This is a genomic window from Pseudomonas sp. PGPR40, assembly GCF_022014505.1.
Taxonomy (GTDB): Bacteria; Pseudomonadota; Gammaproteobacteria; order Pseudomonadales; family Pseudomonadaceae; genus Aquipseudomonas.
Map to the genome: position 1 here is coordinate 91,105 of NZ_JAKLSP010000013.1, position 17,051 is coordinate 108,155.

Genomic DNA, 17,051 nt, shown 5'->3' on the forward strand with positions numbered 1-17,051 from the left:
AGCGTCACTAACGCTCTTTATGGTGACTGCAAAAACCCGCAGGGAGCCTGATGTGAGCTTATTAGAAGACAACCAACCGACCGACCTCGAGAAGATGGTCGGCCTTAGCCGTCGTGGCTTCATCAGCGCTGGCGCCCTCTGCGGCGCGGCGATGTTTCTCGGTGGCAACCTGCTGAGTCGCAGTGTGCTGGCGGCCAGTGTCAGCGCCGGCTCCAGCAAACTGTTGGGCTTCGACAGCATTGCCGCTGCGACGACTGACGCGATCACCTTGCCGCCAGGCTATAAATCCTCGGTACTGATCAGCTGGGGCCAGCCTCTGCAAAAAAATGGTCCGGCGTTCGACCCGAGCGGCAACGGCACAGCCGAGGCGCAGGAAGTCCAGTTCGGCGACAACAACGACGGCATGAGCCTGTTCGAGTTCCCCGGTGAAAAAGACCGGGCACTGATGGCGATCAACAACGAATACACCAACTACCGCTACCTCTACCCCCACGGCGGCATGCCGCAATCGGCGGAAGACGTACGCAAGGCCCTGGCCTGCGAAGGGGTGTCGGTGATCGAAGTGCAGCGCAAGAACGGCCAGTGGCAGTTCGTCCAGGGCTCGCGCTACAACCGCCGCATTCACGGTAACGCGCCGATCAGTTTGAGCGGACCGGCGGCCGGTCACGAGCTGATGAAAACCAGCGCCGACAAACACGGCAAGAACGTCCTCGGCACCTTCCAGAATTGCGCCAATGGCAAGACACCGTGGGGCACTTACCTGACCTGCGAAGAGAACTTCACCGATTGCTTCGGCAGCAGCAATGCCGAGCAGAAGTTCGACACCGCGCAGAAACGCTACGGCGCAGTGGCAACCAGCAAAGACATCAACTGGCATCAACACGACCCGCGCTTCGACCTGGCGAAAAACCCCAACGAACTCAATCGTCATGGCTGGGTGGTGGAAATCGACCCGTTCGATCCGCAATCGACCCCGGTCAAACGCACCGCGCTGGGCCGCTTCAAACATGAAAATGCTGCCCTGGCCGAAACCAATGACGGTCGCGCCGTGGTGTACATGGGCGACGACGAACGTGGCGAGTTCATCTACAAATTCGTCAGCCGCGACAAGATCAACCACAAAAACCCCAAAGCCAACCGCGACCTGCTGGATCACGGCACCTTGTACGTGGCACGTTTCGACGCAGGCGACGGCAACGCCGATCACCCGAAAGGCCAGGGCCAGTGGATCGAACTGACCCACGGCAAGAACGGTATTGATGCCAGCAGCGGCTTTGCCGATCAGGCCGAAGTGCTGATTCATGCCCGCCTCGCAGCCAGCGTTGCGAGCGCCACGCGCATGGACCGTCCAGAATGGATCGTTGTCAGCCCCAAGGATGGCCAGGTTTATTGCACCCTGACCAATAACGCCAAACGTGGCGAAGAAGGCCAACCGGTGAATGGCCCGAACCCTCGCGAGAAAAACGTTTATGGGCAGATCCTGCGCTGGCGCACCGACCGCGACGATCACGCCTCGAATAGCTTTGCCTGGGATCTGTTTGTGGTCGCGGGCAACCCGGGCGTCCACGCCGGTACGCCAAAGGGCGGTTCGTCGAACATCACCCCGCAGAACATGTTCAACAGCCCGGACGGTCTGGGCTTCGACGAGGCCGGGCGCCTGTGGATCCTCACGGATGGCGATTCGAGCAACGCAGGTGACTTCGCGGGCATGGGCAATAACCAGATGCTGTGTGCCGATCCGGTGACCGGCGAGATCCGTCGTTTCATGGTCGGGCCGGTGGGCTGCGAGGTGACGGGGATCAGCTTCTCGCCGGATCAGAAAACCTTGTTTGTCGGGATTCAGCATCCGGGGGAAAACGGTGGGTCGACGTTCCCTGAGCATCTGCCTAACGGCAAGCCGCGGTCTTCGGTGATGGCGATTTCCCGCGAGGATGGCGGCATCGTCGGCGCCTGATAAACGCCCCCCTCATGATCGTTCCCACGCTCTGCGTGGGAATGCAGCCCGGGACGCTCTGCGTCCCAAAATCGGACGCGGAGCGTCCGGTGAGGCATTCCCACGCAGAGCGTGGGAACGATCCCCCTAAAGAAGCCCCGTCTGCGCTACCATGTTTGGCCCGACGCGGCAGCCTGCTGCGCGCAGGAGTCAGCATGGCCCACCCGTTTGAAACCCTCACCCCAGACCTCGTGCTCGATGCCGTCGAAAGCATCGGCTTTCTCAGCGACGCGCGCATTCTGGCGCTCAACAGCTACGAGAACCGTGTCTATCAGGTCGGCATCGAAGACTCCGAACCGCTGATCGCCAAGTTTTATCGTCCGCAACGCTGGACCAATGAAGCGATTCTCGAAGAACACCAATTCACCTTCGAACTCGCCGAGTGCGACATACCGGTCGTCGCGCCGATGATCCACAACGATGAAAGCCTGCACGAACACAACGGCTTCCGTTTCACCCTGTTTCCCCGTCGGGGCGGGCGGGCACCGGAGCCGGGCAATCTCGATCAGTTGTATCGCCTGGGCCAACTGCTGGGTCGTCTGCATGCGGTCGGTGCTACAAAACCGTTCGAACATCGTGAAGCGCTGGGCGTGAAGAACTTCGGTCATGACTCGCTGGCCACATTGCTTGAAGGTAATTTCGTTCCCAAAAGCCTGCTGCCAGCCTACGAGTCCGTCGCCCGCGACCTGCTCAAGCGCGTCGAAGAGGTCTATCAGGCCACGCCGCACCAGAACATCCGCATGCACGGCGATTGCCACCCCGGCAACATGATGTGCCGTGATGAGATGTTCCACATTGTCGACCTCGATGACTGCCGCATGGGCCCGGCGGTGCAGGATATCTGGATGATGCTGGCGGGTGATCGTCAGGAATGTCTGGGGCAATTGTCGGAATTGATGGACGGCTACAGCGAATTTCACGACTTCGATCAGCGGGAACTGGCGCTGATCGAACCGCTGCGCGCCTTGCGCCTGATGCACTACAGCGCCTGGCTCGCCCGTCGCTGGGACGACCCGGCGTTCCCTCGCAGCTTTCCGTGGTTCGGTACCGAGCGTTATTGGGGCGATCAAGTGCTGGCGCTGCGTGAGCAACTCGCCGCACTCAACGAAGAACCACTAAAACTCTTCTGACCAACACCGTCCCCTGTAGGAGCGAGGCTTGCCCGCGAAGAACGATGACGCGGTTTGTCTGACTAACCGCGTCATCGTTCTTCGCGGGCAAGTCGGATCGCCGCACCGCTCGCTCCTACAAAAATCAAAACACATCTATACAATCCCCTCTTTGTTAGCTGCCTAAGCAAGGATTCTCATGCAAGCCGCCAACCCGCGTCGCGGGTACATCCTGGGCCTGAGTGCCTACATCATCTGGGGACTGTTCCCGCTCTACTTCAAAGCCATCGCCAGCGTGCCCGCCGTGGAGATCATCATCCACCGAGTGCTATGGTCCGCGCTGTTCGGCGCCTTGCTATTGCTGGTCTGGAAGCATCCCGGCTGGTGGCGCGAGCTGCGTGAAAACCCGCGGCGCCTGGCTATCCTGGCCCTGAGCGGCACGCTGATCGCGGCCAACTGGCTGACCTATGTCTGGTCAGTGAACAACGGGCGCATGCTCGAAGCCAGCCTCGGTTATTACATCAACCCGCTGGTAAACGTGTTGTTGGGGATGCTGATCCTCGGCGAACGGCTGCGGCGCATGCAATGGCTGGCGGTTGGCCTGGCGGCGGTCGGTGTTGCGCAGCAAGTGTGGCAAGTCGGCAGTCTGCCGTGGGTATCGCTGGTGCTGGCGTTGACCTTCGGCTTCTACGGACTGATCCGCAAGCAGGCACCGGTCAAGGCGCTGCCGGGTCTGGTGGTGGAAACCTGGATGCTGGTGCCAATTGCTGTCGCCTGGTTGCTGTTCAATCCGACGGCGACCAGCGCGCAAGCCGAATTCTGGACTACCTCTGAAGCCTGGTGGCTGGTGGCTGCAGGTCCGGTGACGCTGGTGCCGCTGGTGTGTTTCAACGCCGCCGCCCGGCACTTGCCTTACACCACGCTAGGATTTCTCCAGTACCTGGCGCCGACGCTGGTGTTATTGCAAGCCGTTCTGCTGTTTGGCGAGCACCTGTCGTCCAGCACACTGGTGGCGTTCATCTTTATCTGGGCGGGTCTGGCGGTTTATAGCGTCGACGCGTGGATAAGTCTGCGCCGCCGCCGCTGATCAGAAAACGTACAAATCTCTACAGGCCACGTCTCCCGTGGCCTGCATCCATCCTTCCCAAGGTTATCCACAGTGTGATCCCCGGCGTTTGTGCGCAAGTCACTGAAACTGCTGGTTTTTTGATCAGATTCTGAAGAGCACCGGTCGACGTGGCCTGGGGAGGAGTCTCTACAGGTTATCCACAGGCAGGTGCACGTATAACTTGGATAACCTTTTCACGGTTCGCTGCGCAGCACCAATTCGACCATCAGATCGTCCGCCAGGGTTTCCAGGCGCGATTGCAGCACCTCCAGCGACAAGGTCAGTGGCACTGCAAGAATCGCCTCGGCATGGAACAGCGGCTCGCTGCTCATGGGCGCCGGTCGAACTTCGGTCACCAGCCGCTCCAGACTCACCCCCTGCTCACTCAACAGACGCGTAATGTCGCGCACAATTCCCGGACGGTCATTGCCCACCAGTTCCATGGCAATCGGCTTCCAGGTGCAGGACTGTTCGATGCTGCTCTCGGCGATCAGCACACGAATCCCCTGGGCCGACAATCCCTGTAGGGCGTCTACCAGTTCATCGTAGGCTTCAGCCGGTACGCCCACTCGAAGAATCCCGGCGAACTGTCCGGCCATGCGCGACATGCGGCTCTCCAGCCAGTTACCGCCGTGCTCGGCAATGCATTGGGCAATGCGCTCGACCTGCCCGGGCTTGTCCGGAGCGAATACAGTGAGTACGAGATGGTCCATGGCGCAGCCCTCTTGTCATGTCTTTTGTTATAGAAAAACAAGTATAGGCAAGGGGCTGGTGGGTGCCTGGAATAGAGTCAGATTGTGTGTTGAATCGACCGGCCCCTTCGCGGGCAAGCCTCGCTCCTACAGGGTCGGGCGTACCATATCGGCATGAACGACGCGGACCTGTAGGAGCGAGGCTTGCCCGCGAAGGAGGCACCACCCATAACCCTGCCAAACCACAAATCGTGTACAAGTTTTTATATTTAGCTGGAACAATCCAATGGTTTTTTGAGAACATCCAGCTCCCCGACATGACCGCAATGCGTCATGTGGTCGCAGAACGACGTAATTAGTCTAATTTTCACAACCGCAATTCATCATGTAGTATGCCGCAGCGCGCACTACATAACGCTGGATCGATGTCTGCCACAGGCGCCATCACAACCCTGAAAGCCCTGTCAGCAAGGCCGCAAAGCCGTTGATCGGATCGAACCCAGACGCCAGCAATGGCATGTACTGGTAGAGGGGTTTGTGGTTTAAATGGCCAGAGGCTTCATTGTCAAAATTGAAGAGCTGAAAAGCGAAATAGCTGAGCAGAGTGAGGCAAGCAATGACTGAACACGTTCAAGTCGGTGGCCTGCAGGTCGCCAAAGTCCTGTTCGACTTCGTGAACAACGAAGCCATTCCCGGTACCGGCCTCACCGCCGACACATTCTGGGCCGGTGCCGACAAGGTCATCCATGACCTGGCGCCGAAGAACAAAGCCCTACTCGCCAAACGCGATGATTTCCAGGCACGTATCGATGCCTGGCACCAGGCTCGTGCAGGTGTTGCGCACGATGCGGTGGCCTACAAAGCCTTCCTGCAAGACATCGGTTATCTGCTGCCAGAAGCGGCCGATTTCCAGGCAACGACACAAAACGTCGATGACGAAATCGCCCGCATGGCCGGTCCACAGCTGGTGGTTCCGGTGATGAATGCGCGCTTCGCGCTCAACGCCTCGAACGCCCGCTGGGGTTCGCTGTATGACGCGCTCTACGGCACCGACGCCATCAGCGAAGCGGATGGCGCGGAAAAAGGCAAAGGCTACAACAAGGTTCGCGGCGACAAGGTCATCGCCTTCGCCCGCGCCTTCCTCGACGAAGCCGCACCATTGGCTGCCGGTTCCCACGTCGACTCCACCGGCTACAAGATCGTTGACGGCAAACTGGTGGTCGCCCTCAAAGGCGGCAGCAACACTGGCCTGCGCGACGATGCCCAACTGATCGGTTTCCACGGCGATACAGCGGCTCCAACCGCGATCCTGCTGAAAAACAACGGCCTGCACTTCGAAATCCAGGTCGACGCCAGCACCCCGGTCGGCCAGACCGATGCGGCCGGCATCAAAGACATTCTGATGGAAGCCGCGCTGACCACCATCATGGACTGCGAAGACTCGGTTGCCGCGGTCGATGCCGATGACAAAGTGGTGATCTACCGCAACTGGCTCGGACTGATGAAGGGCGATCTGTCGGAAGAAGTCGCCAAGGGCGGTCAGTCCTTTACCCGCACCATGAACGCCGATCGCACCTACACGGCCCTCGATGGCAGCGAACTGAGCCTGCACGGTCGCTCGCTGTTGTTCGTGCGCAACGTCGGTCACCTGATGACCATCGACGCAATCCTCGATAAAGACGGCAACGAAGTGCCGGAAGGTATTCTCGATGGTCTGGTGACTTGCCTCGCGGCGATTCACAGCCTCAACGGCAACAGCTCGCGCAAGAACAGCCGTACCGGCTCGGTGTATATCGTGAAGCCGAAAATGCACGGCCCGGAAGAAGCCGCGTTCACCAACGAACTGTTCGGCCGCATCGAAGACGTCCTCGACTTGCCGCGCAATACCCTCAAAGTCGGGATCATGGACGAGGAGCGCCGTACCACGGTCAACCTCAAGGCCTGCATCAAGGCCGCCAGCGAGCGCGTAGTGTTCATCAACACCGGTTTCCTCGACCGCACGGGCGATGAAATCCATACCTCCATGGAAGCCGGCCCGATGGTGCGCAAGGCAGACATGAAGGCCGAGAAGTGGATCGGCGCGTACGAGAACTGGAACGTCGACATCGGGCTGAGTACTGGCCTGCAAGGTCGCGCCCAGATCGGTAAAGGCATGTGGGCCATGCCGGACCTGATGGCAGCGATGCTCGAACAGAAAATCGCTCACCCGATGGCCGGTGCCAACACCGCCTGGGTTCCCTCGCCGACCGCCGCCGCGTTGCATGCGTTGCATTACCACAAGGTCGACGTGTTCGCCCGTCAGGCCGAACTGGCCAAACGTGCGCGTGCTTCGGTGGACGATATCCTGACCATCCCGTTGGCCGTCAATCCGGACTGGAGCGCAGAGCAGATCAAGAATGAACTGGACAACAATGCCCAGGGCATTCTCGGTTATGTAGTGCGCTGGATCGACCAGGGCGTGGGTTGCTCGAAAGTGCCGGACATCAATGACGTCGGCCTGATGGAAGACCGTGCGACGCTGCGTATTTCCAGCCAGCACATCGCCAACTGGCTGCGCCACGGCATCGTCACTGAAAGTCAGGTCATGGAAAGCCTCAAGCGCATGGCGCCGGTGGTTGACCGTCAGAACGCCAACGACCCGCTGTACCGTCCGCTGGCACCGAATTTCGACAGCAACATCGCCTTCCAGGCGGCGGTCGAACTGGTGGTCGAAGGCACCAAACAGCCGAACGGTTACACCGAGCCGGTTCTGCACCGTCGTCGTCGCGAGTTCAAGGCTGCCAATGGCCTTTGAGTAAACGCTGACGCCGGACATGAAAAAGCCCTGATCGAAAGATCGGGGCTTTTTCATTTGTGCGTTGATCGTTCCCACGCTCTGCGTGGGAACGATCACGGCAAAGACTCCATCCCCAGCTCATGCTTGACCAATTCAAGCAGTTTGCCGCTATCGATGGGCTTGAGCAGAAAGTCCACTACGTGCAAGTGCATAGCTTCAATCGCATCCCTCACGTCCGCGTCGCCGGAGACGATGATGATCGGCAACGCCGCACGGGCCGATTCCCGCACCTGACGGATCAGTTCGAGGCCATCGACGTGCTTCATCCGCAGGTCGGTAATCACCAGCCCGATCGATGGCTTCGTCTCCAGCAATTTGAGCGCCGCTTCGCCACTGGCTGCCGTCATGCAGTGAATGCCGTCCAGCCCCAGAATTTGCGACAGTAATTCCCTGGAGTCCTTATCGTCATCGACGATCAGTACCCGCTGCGGCGGCAAGTCTGGTTCCAGCATGACGGCACTGAGCGCTTCGCGCTCGGCATCACTCAAAATATCGTGGTCGGACATGGCTTTCTCAACGTTTCAATTCGATCCCTTGGCACAGTGGTCAGACATCGTTCAGTAGAGCTTCAATGTGCACGTCGTCGGAAAGTTTTCCAATAGACAATGTAGGAGGTTTTTCCCACCGTTGTGTCAGACATTTCCCATATTCAGGCGGCGGCACTGCCTACCTAGACTTACGTCCAATGGGCACCCTGCCCTCAGGGGCCGACCATGCCTGGAACGATCTGACACAACGATCCGACACAACAACGAAAAAGACTGCGGTAATGGTTATGAGTAAAGCGGACGCCTTCACCCAGGCAGGGAAAACCGCGGTGTTGCAGAACATCCAGGGCACTTTGCAATTCCTCCAGCGCTTCCCGCCTTTCAACCAGATGGAAAACGCCCACCTGGCCTATCTGGTCGAGCAATGTCAGCTGCGTTTTTATGCCCCCGGCGAAAGCATTATCAAACCCGCCGATGGCCCGGTTGAGCATTTCTACATCGTCAAACAGGGCCGAGTCGTGGGCGAACGTCCGCATACGGCCAAGGGCGGGACTGAAACCACCTTCGAAATCACTACCGGCGAATGTTTCCCGCTCGCCGCGCTACTGGGGGAACGGGCGACTCGCACCGAACATCTGGCGGCCGAAGATACCTTTTGCCTACAGCTGAATAAGCTGGCGTTCATCAAACTGTTCGCACTTTCCAGCCCGTTTCGCGACTTTGCCCTACGCGGTGTCAGCAGTTTGCTGGATCAGGTCAATCAACAAGTCCAGCAAAAAGCCGTGGAAACCCTCGGCACCCAGTACTCGCTCAATACCCGGCTGGGCGAACTGGCCATGCGTCACCCGGTGACCTGCAGCCCGATCACGCCTCTGCGCGAAGCCGTGACGCTGATGCACGATCAGCAAGTCGGCAGCATTGTGGTGGTCGATGAGCAAAAGGCACCGCTGGGCATTTTTACCCTGCGCGACTTGCGACATGTGGTAGCCAATGGCACCAGCGATTTCAATGAAGCCATCGAATGGCACATGACCCGGGCGCCGTTTTACCTGACACCGGACCACAGCGCCTTCGACGCCGCGATCGCCATGACCGAGCGACACATCGCCCACGTCTGCCTGGTCAAGGACCAGCGCCTGTGTGGCGTGGTCTCGGAACGCGACCTGTTTTCCCTGCAACGGGTCGATCTGGTGCACTTGGCGCGGACTATTCGCAGTGCCCAGAAGCTGGAAAACCTGGTGGCGATGCGCGGCGAAATCGGCCAATTGGTGGAGCGGATGCTGGCCCACGGCGCGTCCTCGACCCAGATCACCCACATCATCACCCTGCTCAACGACCACACCGTGTGCCGGGTGATCGAACTGGTCCTCGCCGAGAAAGGCGACCTCGGCGTGCCGTTCAGTTGGCTGTGTTTCGGCAGCGAAGGCCGTCGCGAGCAGACGCTGCATACCGATCAGGACAACGGCATTCTGTTCGAAGCCCGCGACGCGGCCCACGCCGCCGAGATTCGTGGCAAGTTGCTGCCCATCGCCCAGCAGATCAATCAGAACCTGGCGCTGTGTGGCTTCCCCCTGTGCAAAGGCAACATCATGGCCGGCAATCCCGAGCTGTGTCTGTCCCGGGCCGAATGGGCGCGACGTTTTGCGGCGTTTATCCGCGAGGCGACACCGGAAAACCTGCTGGGGTCGAGCATCTACTTCGACCTGCGCGTGGTCTGGGGCGACGAGCAAGGCTGCGAGCAATTGCGCCGGGGGATTCTCGATCAGGTCGACGACAACCGCTTGTTCCAGCGGATGATGGCCGAGAACGCCCTGCGCAACCGACCGCCCGTGGGACGTTTCCGCGAATTCGTGCTGGCTCGCAAGAATGGCGAGAAAGCCACGCTCGACCTGAAACTCCAAGGCCTGACCCCTTTCGTCGATGGCGCTCGAGTACTGGCCCTGGCCCACGGCATCGACACCAACAATACCCTGGAGCGCTTTCGCCAATTGGTGGACAAAGAGGTCATCGAACGGCTGGACGGCGCAGCCTATGAAGAGGCGTATCACTTCATCCAGCAAACCCGCATGCAGCAACATCAGCTACAGACCCGTGAGAATTTGCCCTACTCCAACCGCCTCGATCCCGACAGCCTCAATCATCTGGACCGACGCATCCTGCGTGAATCCCTGCGCCAGGCCCAACGCCTGCAAAGCAGCCTGACCCTGCGGTATCAGTTATGAGCCTGTTTTCATGGCTGCGTCCGGTCAGCCCCATATTGCCGGGGGAACTGCAACAACGCCTGGAGCACTTGCCTGCCGTGGCCGAGTTGGGCGCCTGCAGCCTGCGCGAGCAACGCTGGGTGGTACTCGACCTGGAAACCACTGGGCTGAACCTGAACAAGGATCAGTTGCTGTCCATCGGGGCGGTGGTGATCGAGGACGGGGCGATCGATTTCAGCCAGCAGTTCGAACGTACGCTGCAATGCACCGAACTCAAACTCGGCCCCAGCGTGTTGATTCACGGTCTGGGCCCGAGCGCCATTGCCGCCGGCAGTGACCCCGCGCAAGCCTTGCTCGAATTCATGGAGTTCGTCGGCGACAGTCCGGTGTTGGCGTTTCATGCGCCGTTCGACCAGCACATGCTGGGGCGGGCGCTGAAAGAACATCTGGGTTACAAGTTGCAGCATCCGTTTCTGGACGTGGCAGACATCGCGCCGCTGCTGTGCCCGCAGGCACACTTTCGCGAGGCCGGGCTGGACGAGTGGATCGACTGGTTCAAGCTGGAGGTCTTCGAACGGCATAACGCCAGTGCCGATGCCTTGGCGACGGCGGAGCTGGTGTTGATTTTGTTCAGCCGGGCGCGGCAGCAGCAGATTCATAGCCCGCTGAATTTGCAGCAGCGGCTGAGTCAGTGGAAACGCAGACAGCGCGCGCCCTCCCTTTAAGATTACGGCGCCTGTTCTGGCGCCTTCGCGGGCAAGCCACGCTCCTACAGGTTTTGTGTCGTGCGCCAATTTCGTGAACGACACAAAACTTGTAGGAGCGAGGCTTGCCCGCGAAGAACGATGACACGGTCAAACTGAATACACCCCACCAAAACCACCCGACCAGCGCCAATTGCTTACCTCCCCCGCCTCTGCCACAATCGCGAACAATTCTCGTTACTTAACACTTCCCATTCGGTAATTGCTGCGTGTCGTCAGTCCAAAGCCCCCAAAGTGAGCTCGTTGGTGCGTTATATCGCGACCATCGCGGTTGGCTATTGGCCTGGCTGCGGCGCAACGTGGCCTGCCCGCAACGGGCCGAAGACCTGAGCCAGGACACCTTCGTGCGCTTGCTCGGCCGTGACGAACTGAAGGCGCCTCGCGAACCCCGGGCATTTCTGGTGGCGATCGCCAAAGGCCTGCTGTTCGACTATTTCCGCCGCGCCGCGCTGGAACAGGCCTACCTCACCGAGTTGATGCTGATCCCCGAAGGCGAACAACCGTCGGTGGAAGAACAGCAACTGATCCTCGAAGACCTCAAAGCCATCGACCACTTGTTGGGCAAACTCTCGAGCAAGGCCCGGGCGGCGTTTCTCTATAACCGTCTCGACGGCCTCGGCCATGCAGAAATCGCCGCGCGCCTGGGGGTGTCGGTGCCGCGGGTTCGCCAATACCTGGCGCAAGGTATTCGCCAGTGCTACATCGCCTTGTATGGTGAGCCGGTATGAGCCCGGTCAGCTCCAAGCCCGTGTCGGCACAAGTGCTGGATGCCGCGATTGCCTGGCAACTGTCGCTGGATTCCGGCAACGCGGTCGAGCGTGAAGAGTTCGCCAAATGGCATGCCGCCCACGAGGAACATGCTCGGGCCTGGCGTCAGTTGGGCATGCTCGACCAGCGTTTCAGCGTCGCCAGCGGCCCGGCCCGCACCGCTTTGCTGCAATCGCGCGAAAGCCTCCGGCGGCGGGTGCGCAAACTGGGTAGCGGCCTGGCCAGCATCGTCGCGGTGATCGGCTTGGCGTTGTTCGCCGGTGATCGTTATCTGCCCATCGACTATTGGCTGGCCGACCAGCGCACCGCTACCGGTGAGCAGCGCACCCTGCGCCTGACCGATGGCACGCTGATCAACCTCAACACCCACAGTGCGGTGGATGTGCGCTTCGACGAGAAGCAGCGACTGATCGTCCTTCAGGAAGGGGAAATCCTCGTCGAAACCGGCCATGGCGATGCCCGGCCGTTTATCGTCGAGACCCGCGAAGGCAGCATGCGCGCATTGGGGACACGGTTTTTGGTCAAGCGTGAAGAAGAAGGCACGCGCTTGAGCGTATTGAAGTCAGCGGTCGCCGCCCATCCCGAATCGAGTCTCGAGGAGCAGATCCTGCGCGAAGGCCAGCAAGTGCTGATGCGCAGCAATGGCCTGGGCTCCATCATCGCGCTCAATCCGGGCGCCGATGCCTGGACTCACGGCATGCTGGTGGTGGACAACGCGCGGCTGGAAGATCTGGTCCGGGAGCTCGGCCGCTACCGTCGCGGGCATCTTGGCGTCACACCCGAAGTCGCCGACCTGCGCATCACTGGCAGCTTCCCCTTGAACGATACCGACAAGGCGCTGAGTGCACTTTTACCAACCCTGCCGGTGCAGATCGAACAGCACACGTCGTGGTGGGTGACGGTCGCGAAGGCTGAAACCAGGCCCTGAATTCAAGCCCGCTAAATGATCGTTCCCACGCTCCTGCGTGGGAATGCAGCCCGTGACGCTCCGCGTCACATTCAAGAGCAGACGCAGAGCGTCCATAGAGGCATTCCCACGCAGAGCATGGGAACGATCGGCCCAGATGGCTGAATCAAAATTATTTTCATCTCGCCCTATCACTTTTGGATTCTCGTCCGGCACCTAGGCAATTGAGAAATATTTCCATTCAGGAGCCGCTGTATGTCCCGTTCGCTCGACACCGTGTTGCGCCCCCGTTTACTGGCGGTCGCCATTGCCCTTTGTACCCCTCTGGCCAGCAGCCCACTGATTGCCGTCGAACAGGCGTCCAGCGTTCGCGCCTACAACCTGCCGGCCGCGCCGTTGGCCAGCACCCTGAACCAGATTGCCAGTCAGGCCGGACTGGCGCTGTCGTTGAATCCGTCGCTGGCGGCGGGCAAGACTTCGGCACCGGTGAAGGGCCAGTTCGACGCCACCGGCGCCCTGCGTGAAGCCTTGCGTGGCACCGGTCTGCAACTGGAACAGAGCAGCGCCGGCACCTACAGCCTGGTGGCCATGCCCGAAGGAGTGATGGCGTTGCCGGAAACCGCGATCATCGGCGCGGGAAATGTTGAAAACGCCTGGGGCCCTACCGAAGGTTACCTGGCCACCCGCACTGCCGCTGGCACCAAGACCGACACCGCGATTGCCGAACTGCCTCGCTCAGTTTCTGTGGTCACCCGCGAGCAGATGGATGATCGCTCCGTGCTCAGCCTCAACGATGCCCTGCGCTATACCGCCGGTGTACAGAGCAGCGGTTATGGCTCGGACTCGCGCAATGATTGGCTGCTGGTGCGCGGTTTTATACCGACTCAGTTCCTCGATGGTTTGCCGCTGCCAAAAGGAAACTACGCCACGCCGAAAATCGAACCGTGGAACCTTGAACGCATCGCCGTCCTGCGTGGCCCGGCGTCCTCGGTCTATGGCCAGACGCCGCCCGGCGGTCTGCTGGACATGGTCAGCCGTCGACCCGAGGCACAAAGCAGCCACGAAGTGGAACTGCAGGCCGGCAGCAACGAACACAAACAGATCAACTTCGACAGCACCGGCAAGATCGACGACGAAGGCCAGTTTCTCTATCGCGTCAGCGGTGTGGTTCGCGACAGCAATGCGCCGGTCGATCACATTCCCGACAAACGCTACAACCTGGCACCCAGCCTGACCTGGAACATCAATGACGACACCCGTCTGACCTTGTTGTCCCAATACACCCGCGACGACACCGGCATCACCGGGCAGTTTCTGCCGCTGCAAGGCACAAAACTGAGTACGCCCGCCGGCAAGATTTCCCATCACAAGAACCTTGGCGATCCGGACTGGGAATTCTACGACCGTACCTATTACGCGCTGGGTTATGCCTTCGAACACCGCTTCAACGACACCTGGCAGTTCCGCCAGAACCTGCGCTACACCAAAAATGACCTGGAATCACAAGGCATCACCGCCGGCGGGCAGATCTGGCCGGCCGGCCCGGATGAAGCGGTCAGCGATGATGGCACCATTCAGCGCACCGCCGGCAAGGTCGATGAGGACACCAGCCAGTTCGCGGTGGACAACAACTTCCAGGCTGACTTCCAGACCGGAGCCCTGAGCCACACCTTGCTGCTGGGCCTGGATCACCAGCGCTCCAACAGCAATTCCCGCTGGTTGTGGGGTTCGGCGGGCGTGCCGTCCAGCAACATCAACCGACCGGTTTATGGACAAGACTTTTCCAACGTCACCTACTTCACGATGTACGACTACAACCAAAAGACCCAACAAACGGGCCTCTACGCTCAGGATCAGATTGCCCTGGACAACTGGCGCCTGACCCTCGGCGGGCGTGAAGACTGGGTCCACACCGGTACGGTGTTTCATAATCAGAACGATGCAACCAACACCCAGCGCGACAAGCAATTCAGCGGCAACGCAGCGCTCAGCTACGTCTTCGACAATGGCGTGACGCCCTACCTGTCGTATGCGGAATCTTTCCAGCCCGCGACCGGCACCGTGGTCAACAGCACCGATTCGTTCAAGCCTACCGAAGGCAAACAGTACGAAGCCGGGATCAAGTACCAGCCACCCGGTACCAAAACACTGCTGACCGCTGCCGTGTTCGACCTGACTCAGGAAAACCTGTCGGTCACCGAAGGCGGCATCACCCGCCAGGTCGGTGAAGTCCGGGTGCGCGGCCTGGAACTGGAGGCCAGCGGCGACATCACCGACAACCTCAAGCTGATCGGCTCGTACACCTACAACGACAGCGAAATCACCAAAGGCGCCAGCGCAGAAAAAGGCAAGCGCATGGCCCAGGTGCCGCGCAACCAGGCCACCGCGTGGGCCGACTACACCTGGCACAACGGCCTGCTCGAAGGTTTCGGCGTGGGCGCCGGCGTGCGCTATGTCGGCGACACCTACGGCAATACCACCAACACCGACTGGGGCCACGTCGGCTCCTACACCGTGTATGACGCCTCGGCGCATTACGATCTTGGCCGTTTGAACAGCTCGCTCAAGGGTGTGTTGGTGGCGATAGACGCCAAAAACTTGTTCAACAAGGACTACCTGTCCACCTGCGACGGTTTCTACTGCTACTACGGCGACGAACGCAACGTGGTCGCCAGCGTGAATTACAAGTGGTAACCGATTGACCCCATCGCGACACAACAAGGGTCACGGCACAGCCGTGGCCCTTTTGCATCTGGATGAATCATGAAAAGCAAAACCATCCGCCGCTGGTCATTCGTTCACACCTGGACCAGCCTGATCTGCACAGTCTTCCTGCTGATGCTGGCCCTTACCGGCCTGCCGTTGATCTTCCACCACGAGATCGACCATTTGCTGGGCGATGCCGCCGAATTGAAATCGATGCCGGCCGATACCCCTCCGCTGAATTTGCAGCAGCTGGTGCAAGCGGCTGAAAAGCATCGTCCCGGCGAGGTCATGCAGTATTTCGGCTACGACGAAGAAGACCCTAACGGCGTGATCGCCATCATGGCGCCCACCGCCGGCACCGAGCCGAACTCATCCCACACCTTCATGCTCGACGCTCGCACCGGCGAAGCATTGGAAATGCCATCGGCCAATGGCGGGCTGATGATGGTCATGTTGCGTTTGCACGTGGACATGTTCGCTGGCCTGCCGGGCAAGTTGCTGCTGGCGTTCATGGGGATGCTGTTTGTGCTGGCGATTGTTTCCGGAACGGTGCTGTACTTGCCGTTCATGCGGCGCTTGAAGTTCGCCACCGTGCGCCACGACAAATCCATTCGTCTGCGCTGGCTCGACCTGCATAACCTGATCGGCGTGGTGACCCTGACCTGGGCGCTGGTGGTCGGTGTGACCGGCATGATCAATGCCTGCGCCGACTTGCTGATCGCCGCGTGGCGCAACGACAGCCTGAGCGCGATGGTCGCGCCTTATCACGATGTGCCACCGCTGACTCAATTGGCGCCTGCGACCCACCTGCTCGACATCGCCAAAGACGTCGCGCCGGGTATGCAGCCCGACTTCATCGCCTTCCCCGGTACGCGGCTTTCCAGCGAACACCATTACGCGGTATTCATGAAAGGCAGTACCCACCTGACTTCACACCTGCTGACCCCGGTGCTGATCGACGCCAGCACTCTGCAAGTCACGGCAGTGGCCGAGCGGCCGTGGTACATGGACGCCATGGGCATGTCGCAGCCGCTGCACTTCGGTGATTACGGCGGCATGCCGATGAAAATCCTCTGGGCGACCCTCGATGTGCTGACCATCCTCGTGCTCGGCAGCGGGGTTTATTTGTGGGTGGTGCGGCGCAAGGTCGCGAAACCTGTGCTCGAAAACGCGGGGAGCCCGGCATGAGACCGAGACAGTCGAATTTCTGGAAGGTCTTCGCCACGCCCACCGCCATCGCCCTGCTCAGCGCCGCGGGACTGTTCGCTGCGTTGTTGGGCGATGGCGTTTGGGACGCATTGAGCTGGCTTGGCTTAGGGATTCCCGCGGTCCTCGCCTTGCGCGGATTTCTGCAACGCCACTAAAAACTGTAGGAGCGAGGCTTGCCCGCGAAAGCGGAGTGTCATTCAACACTGATATCGACTGACACTCCGCTTTCGCGGGCAAGCCTCGCTCCTACAAGGGCTAAAGCCATGTTGA

General features: G+C 60.1%; 13 protein-coding genes. 11 read left to right on the forward strand and 2 right to left on the reverse strand.

Annotated elements, in window-relative coordinates; translation table 11 throughout:
• Nucleotides 1-52 precede the first annotated feature (52 nt).
• The 3 genes from MEB48_RS13270 to rarD all read left to right on the forward strand — a co-directional run bounded on the left by MEB48_RS13270 (nt 53) and on the right by rarD (nt 4,189).
• Complete coding sequence (locus MEB48_RS13270; RefSeq protein ID WP_237884667.1) at nt 53-1,954, forward strand: PhoX family protein; 1,902 nt, start codon at nt 53-55, stop codon at nt 1,952-1,954.
• Nucleotides 1,955-2,148: 194 nt separating this feature from the next.
• Nucleotides 2,149-3,123: a serine/threonine protein kinase gene (locus MEB48_RS13275; protein ID WP_237884668.1), complete on the forward strand. Its 975-nt coding sequence runs from the start codon at nt 2,149-2,151 to the stop codon at nt 3,121-3,123.
• A 178-nt stretch (nt 3,124-3,301) separates the two neighbouring features.
• Nucleotides 3,302-4,189: an EamA family transporter RarD gene (rarD, locus tag MEB48_RS13280; RefSeq protein WP_237884669.1), complete on the forward strand. Its 888-nt coding sequence runs from the start codon at nt 3,302-3,304 to the stop codon at nt 4,187-4,189.
• Nucleotides 4,190-4,404: 215 nt separating this feature from the next.
• On the opposite strand, the gene MEB48_RS13285 is transcribed toward rarD, so the two are convergent.
• The gene (locus MEB48_RS13285) at nt 4,405-4,923 is read right to left on the reverse strand and encodes a glycine cleavage system protein R (RefSeq protein ID WP_237884670.1); all 519 of its coding nucleotides are present in this window, start codon (nt 4,921-4,923) and stop codon (nt 4,405-4,407) included.
• 595 nt (nt 4,924-5,518) lie between these two features.
• Between MEB48_RS13285 and MEB48_RS13290 the strand changes: the two genes are divergently transcribed.
• Nucleotides 5,519-7,696, forward strand: coding sequence for a malate synthase G (locus tag MEB48_RS13290; RefSeq protein WP_237884671.1), 2,178 nt, complete (start codon nt 5,519-5,521; stop codon nt 7,694-7,696).
• 95 nt (nt 7,697-7,791) lie between these two features.
• On the opposite strand, the gene MEB48_RS13295 is transcribed toward MEB48_RS13290, so the two are convergent.
• Nucleotides 7,792-8,244 carry a response regulator gene (locus MEB48_RS13295; RefSeq protein WP_237884672.1) on the reverse strand — a complete coding sequence of 151 codons (453 nt, stop codon included), beginning with the start codon at nt 8,242-8,244 and terminating at the stop codon, nt 7,792-7,794.
• 263 nt (nt 8,245-8,507) lie between these two features.
• Between MEB48_RS13295 and MEB48_RS13300 the strand changes: the two genes are divergently transcribed.
• The 7 genes from MEB48_RS13300 to MEB48_RS13330 all read left to right on the forward strand — a co-directional run bounded on the left by MEB48_RS13300 (nt 8,508) and on the right by MEB48_RS13330 (nt 16,936).
• Nucleotides 8,508-10,448, forward strand: a complete 1,941-nt coding sequence (locus MEB48_RS13300; protein WP_237884673.1) for a putative nucleotidyltransferase substrate binding domain-containing protein — start codon at nt 8,508-8,510, stop codon at nt 10,446-10,448.
• Entirely contained in the window at nt 10,445-11,152 is a 708-nt protein-coding gene (locus MEB48_RS13305; protein ID WP_237884674.1) for a 3'-5' exonuclease, read from the forward strand. The genes MEB48_RS13300 and MEB48_RS13305 overlap by 4 nt, the downstream gene beginning before the upstream one ends.
• A gap of 248 nt (nt 11,153-11,400) precedes the next feature.
• Nucleotides 11,401-11,919, forward strand: a complete 519-nt coding sequence (locus MEB48_RS13310; RefSeq protein WP_237884675.1) for an RNA polymerase sigma factor — start codon at nt 11,401-11,403, stop codon at nt 11,917-11,919.
• Nucleotides 11,916-12,887 (forward strand): FecR domain-containing protein, encoded by a 972-nt coding sequence (locus MEB48_RS13315; protein WP_237884676.1) that lies wholly within the window; start codon nt 11,916-11,918, stop codon nt 12,885-12,887. Before MEB48_RS13310 ends, MEB48_RS13315 begins: the two co-directional genes overlap by 4 nt.
• 234 nt (nt 12,888-13,121) lie before the next feature.
• The gene (locus MEB48_RS13320) at nt 13,122-15,560 is read left to right on the forward strand and encodes a TonB-dependent siderophore receptor (RefSeq protein WP_237884677.1); all 2,439 of its coding nucleotides are present in this window, start codon (nt 13,122-13,124) and stop codon (nt 15,558-15,560) included.
• Nucleotides 15,561-15,629: 69 nt separating this feature from the next.
• Nucleotides 15,630-16,760, forward strand: a complete 1,131-nt coding sequence (locus MEB48_RS13325) for a PepSY-associated TM helix domain-containing protein (RefSeq protein ID WP_237884678.1) — start codon at nt 15,630-15,632, stop codon at nt 16,758-16,760.
• Nucleotides 16,757-16,936 (forward strand): hypothetical protein, encoded by a 180-nt coding sequence (locus tag MEB48_RS13330; RefSeq protein WP_237884679.1) that lies wholly within the window; start codon nt 16,757-16,759, stop codon nt 16,934-16,936. The genes MEB48_RS13325 and MEB48_RS13330 overlap by 4 nt, the downstream gene beginning before the upstream one ends.
• Nucleotides 16,937-17,051 lie beyond the last annotated feature (115 nt).

What these genes read in the sequence shown, in the direction of transcription:
- MEB48_RS13295 (WP_237884672.1), bottom strand. Translation starts at nt 8,244, where the DNA reads ATGTCCGACCACGATATTTTGAGTGATGCCGAGCGCGAAGCGCTCAGT.
- MEB48_RS13285 (WP_237884670.1), bottom strand. Translation starts at nt 4,923, where the DNA reads ATGGACCATCTCGTACTCACTGTATTCGCTCCGGACAAGCCCGGGCAG.
- MEB48_RS13320 (WP_237884677.1), top strand. Translation starts at nt 13,122, where the DNA reads ATGTCCCGTTCGCTCGACACCGTGTTGCGCCCCCGTTTACTGGCGGTC.
- rarD (WP_237884669.1), top strand. Translation starts at nt 3,302, where the DNA reads ATGCAAGCCGCCAACCCGCGTCGCGGGTACATCCTGGGCCTGAGTGCC.
- MEB48_RS13290 (WP_237884671.1), top strand. Translation starts at nt 5,519, where the DNA reads ATGACTGAACACGTTCAAGTCGGTGGCCTGCAGGTCGCCAAAGTCCTG.
- MEB48_RS13305 (WP_237884674.1), top strand. Translation starts at nt 10,445, where the DNA reads ATGAGCCTGTTTTCATGGCTGCGTCCGGTCAGCCCCATATTGCCGGGG.
- MEB48_RS13300 (WP_237884673.1), top strand. Translation starts at nt 8,508, where the DNA reads ATGGTTATGAGTAAAGCGGACGCCTTCACCCAGGCAGGGAAAACCGCG.
- MEB48_RS13330 (WP_237884679.1), top strand. Translation starts at nt 16,757, where the DNA reads ATGAGACCGAGACAGTCGAATTTCTGGAAGGTCTTCGCCACGCCCACC.
- MEB48_RS13315 (WP_237884676.1), top strand. Translation starts at nt 11,916, where the DNA reads ATGAGCCCGGTCAGCTCCAAGCCCGTGTCGGCACAAGTGCTGGATGCC.
- MEB48_RS13275 (WP_237884668.1), top strand. Translation starts at nt 2,149, where the DNA reads ATGGCCCACCCGTTTGAAACCCTCACCCCAGACCTCGTGCTCGATGCC.
- MEB48_RS13325 (WP_237884678.1), top strand. Translation starts at nt 15,630, where the DNA reads ATGAAAAGCAAAACCATCCGCCGCTGGTCATTCGTTCACACCTGGACC.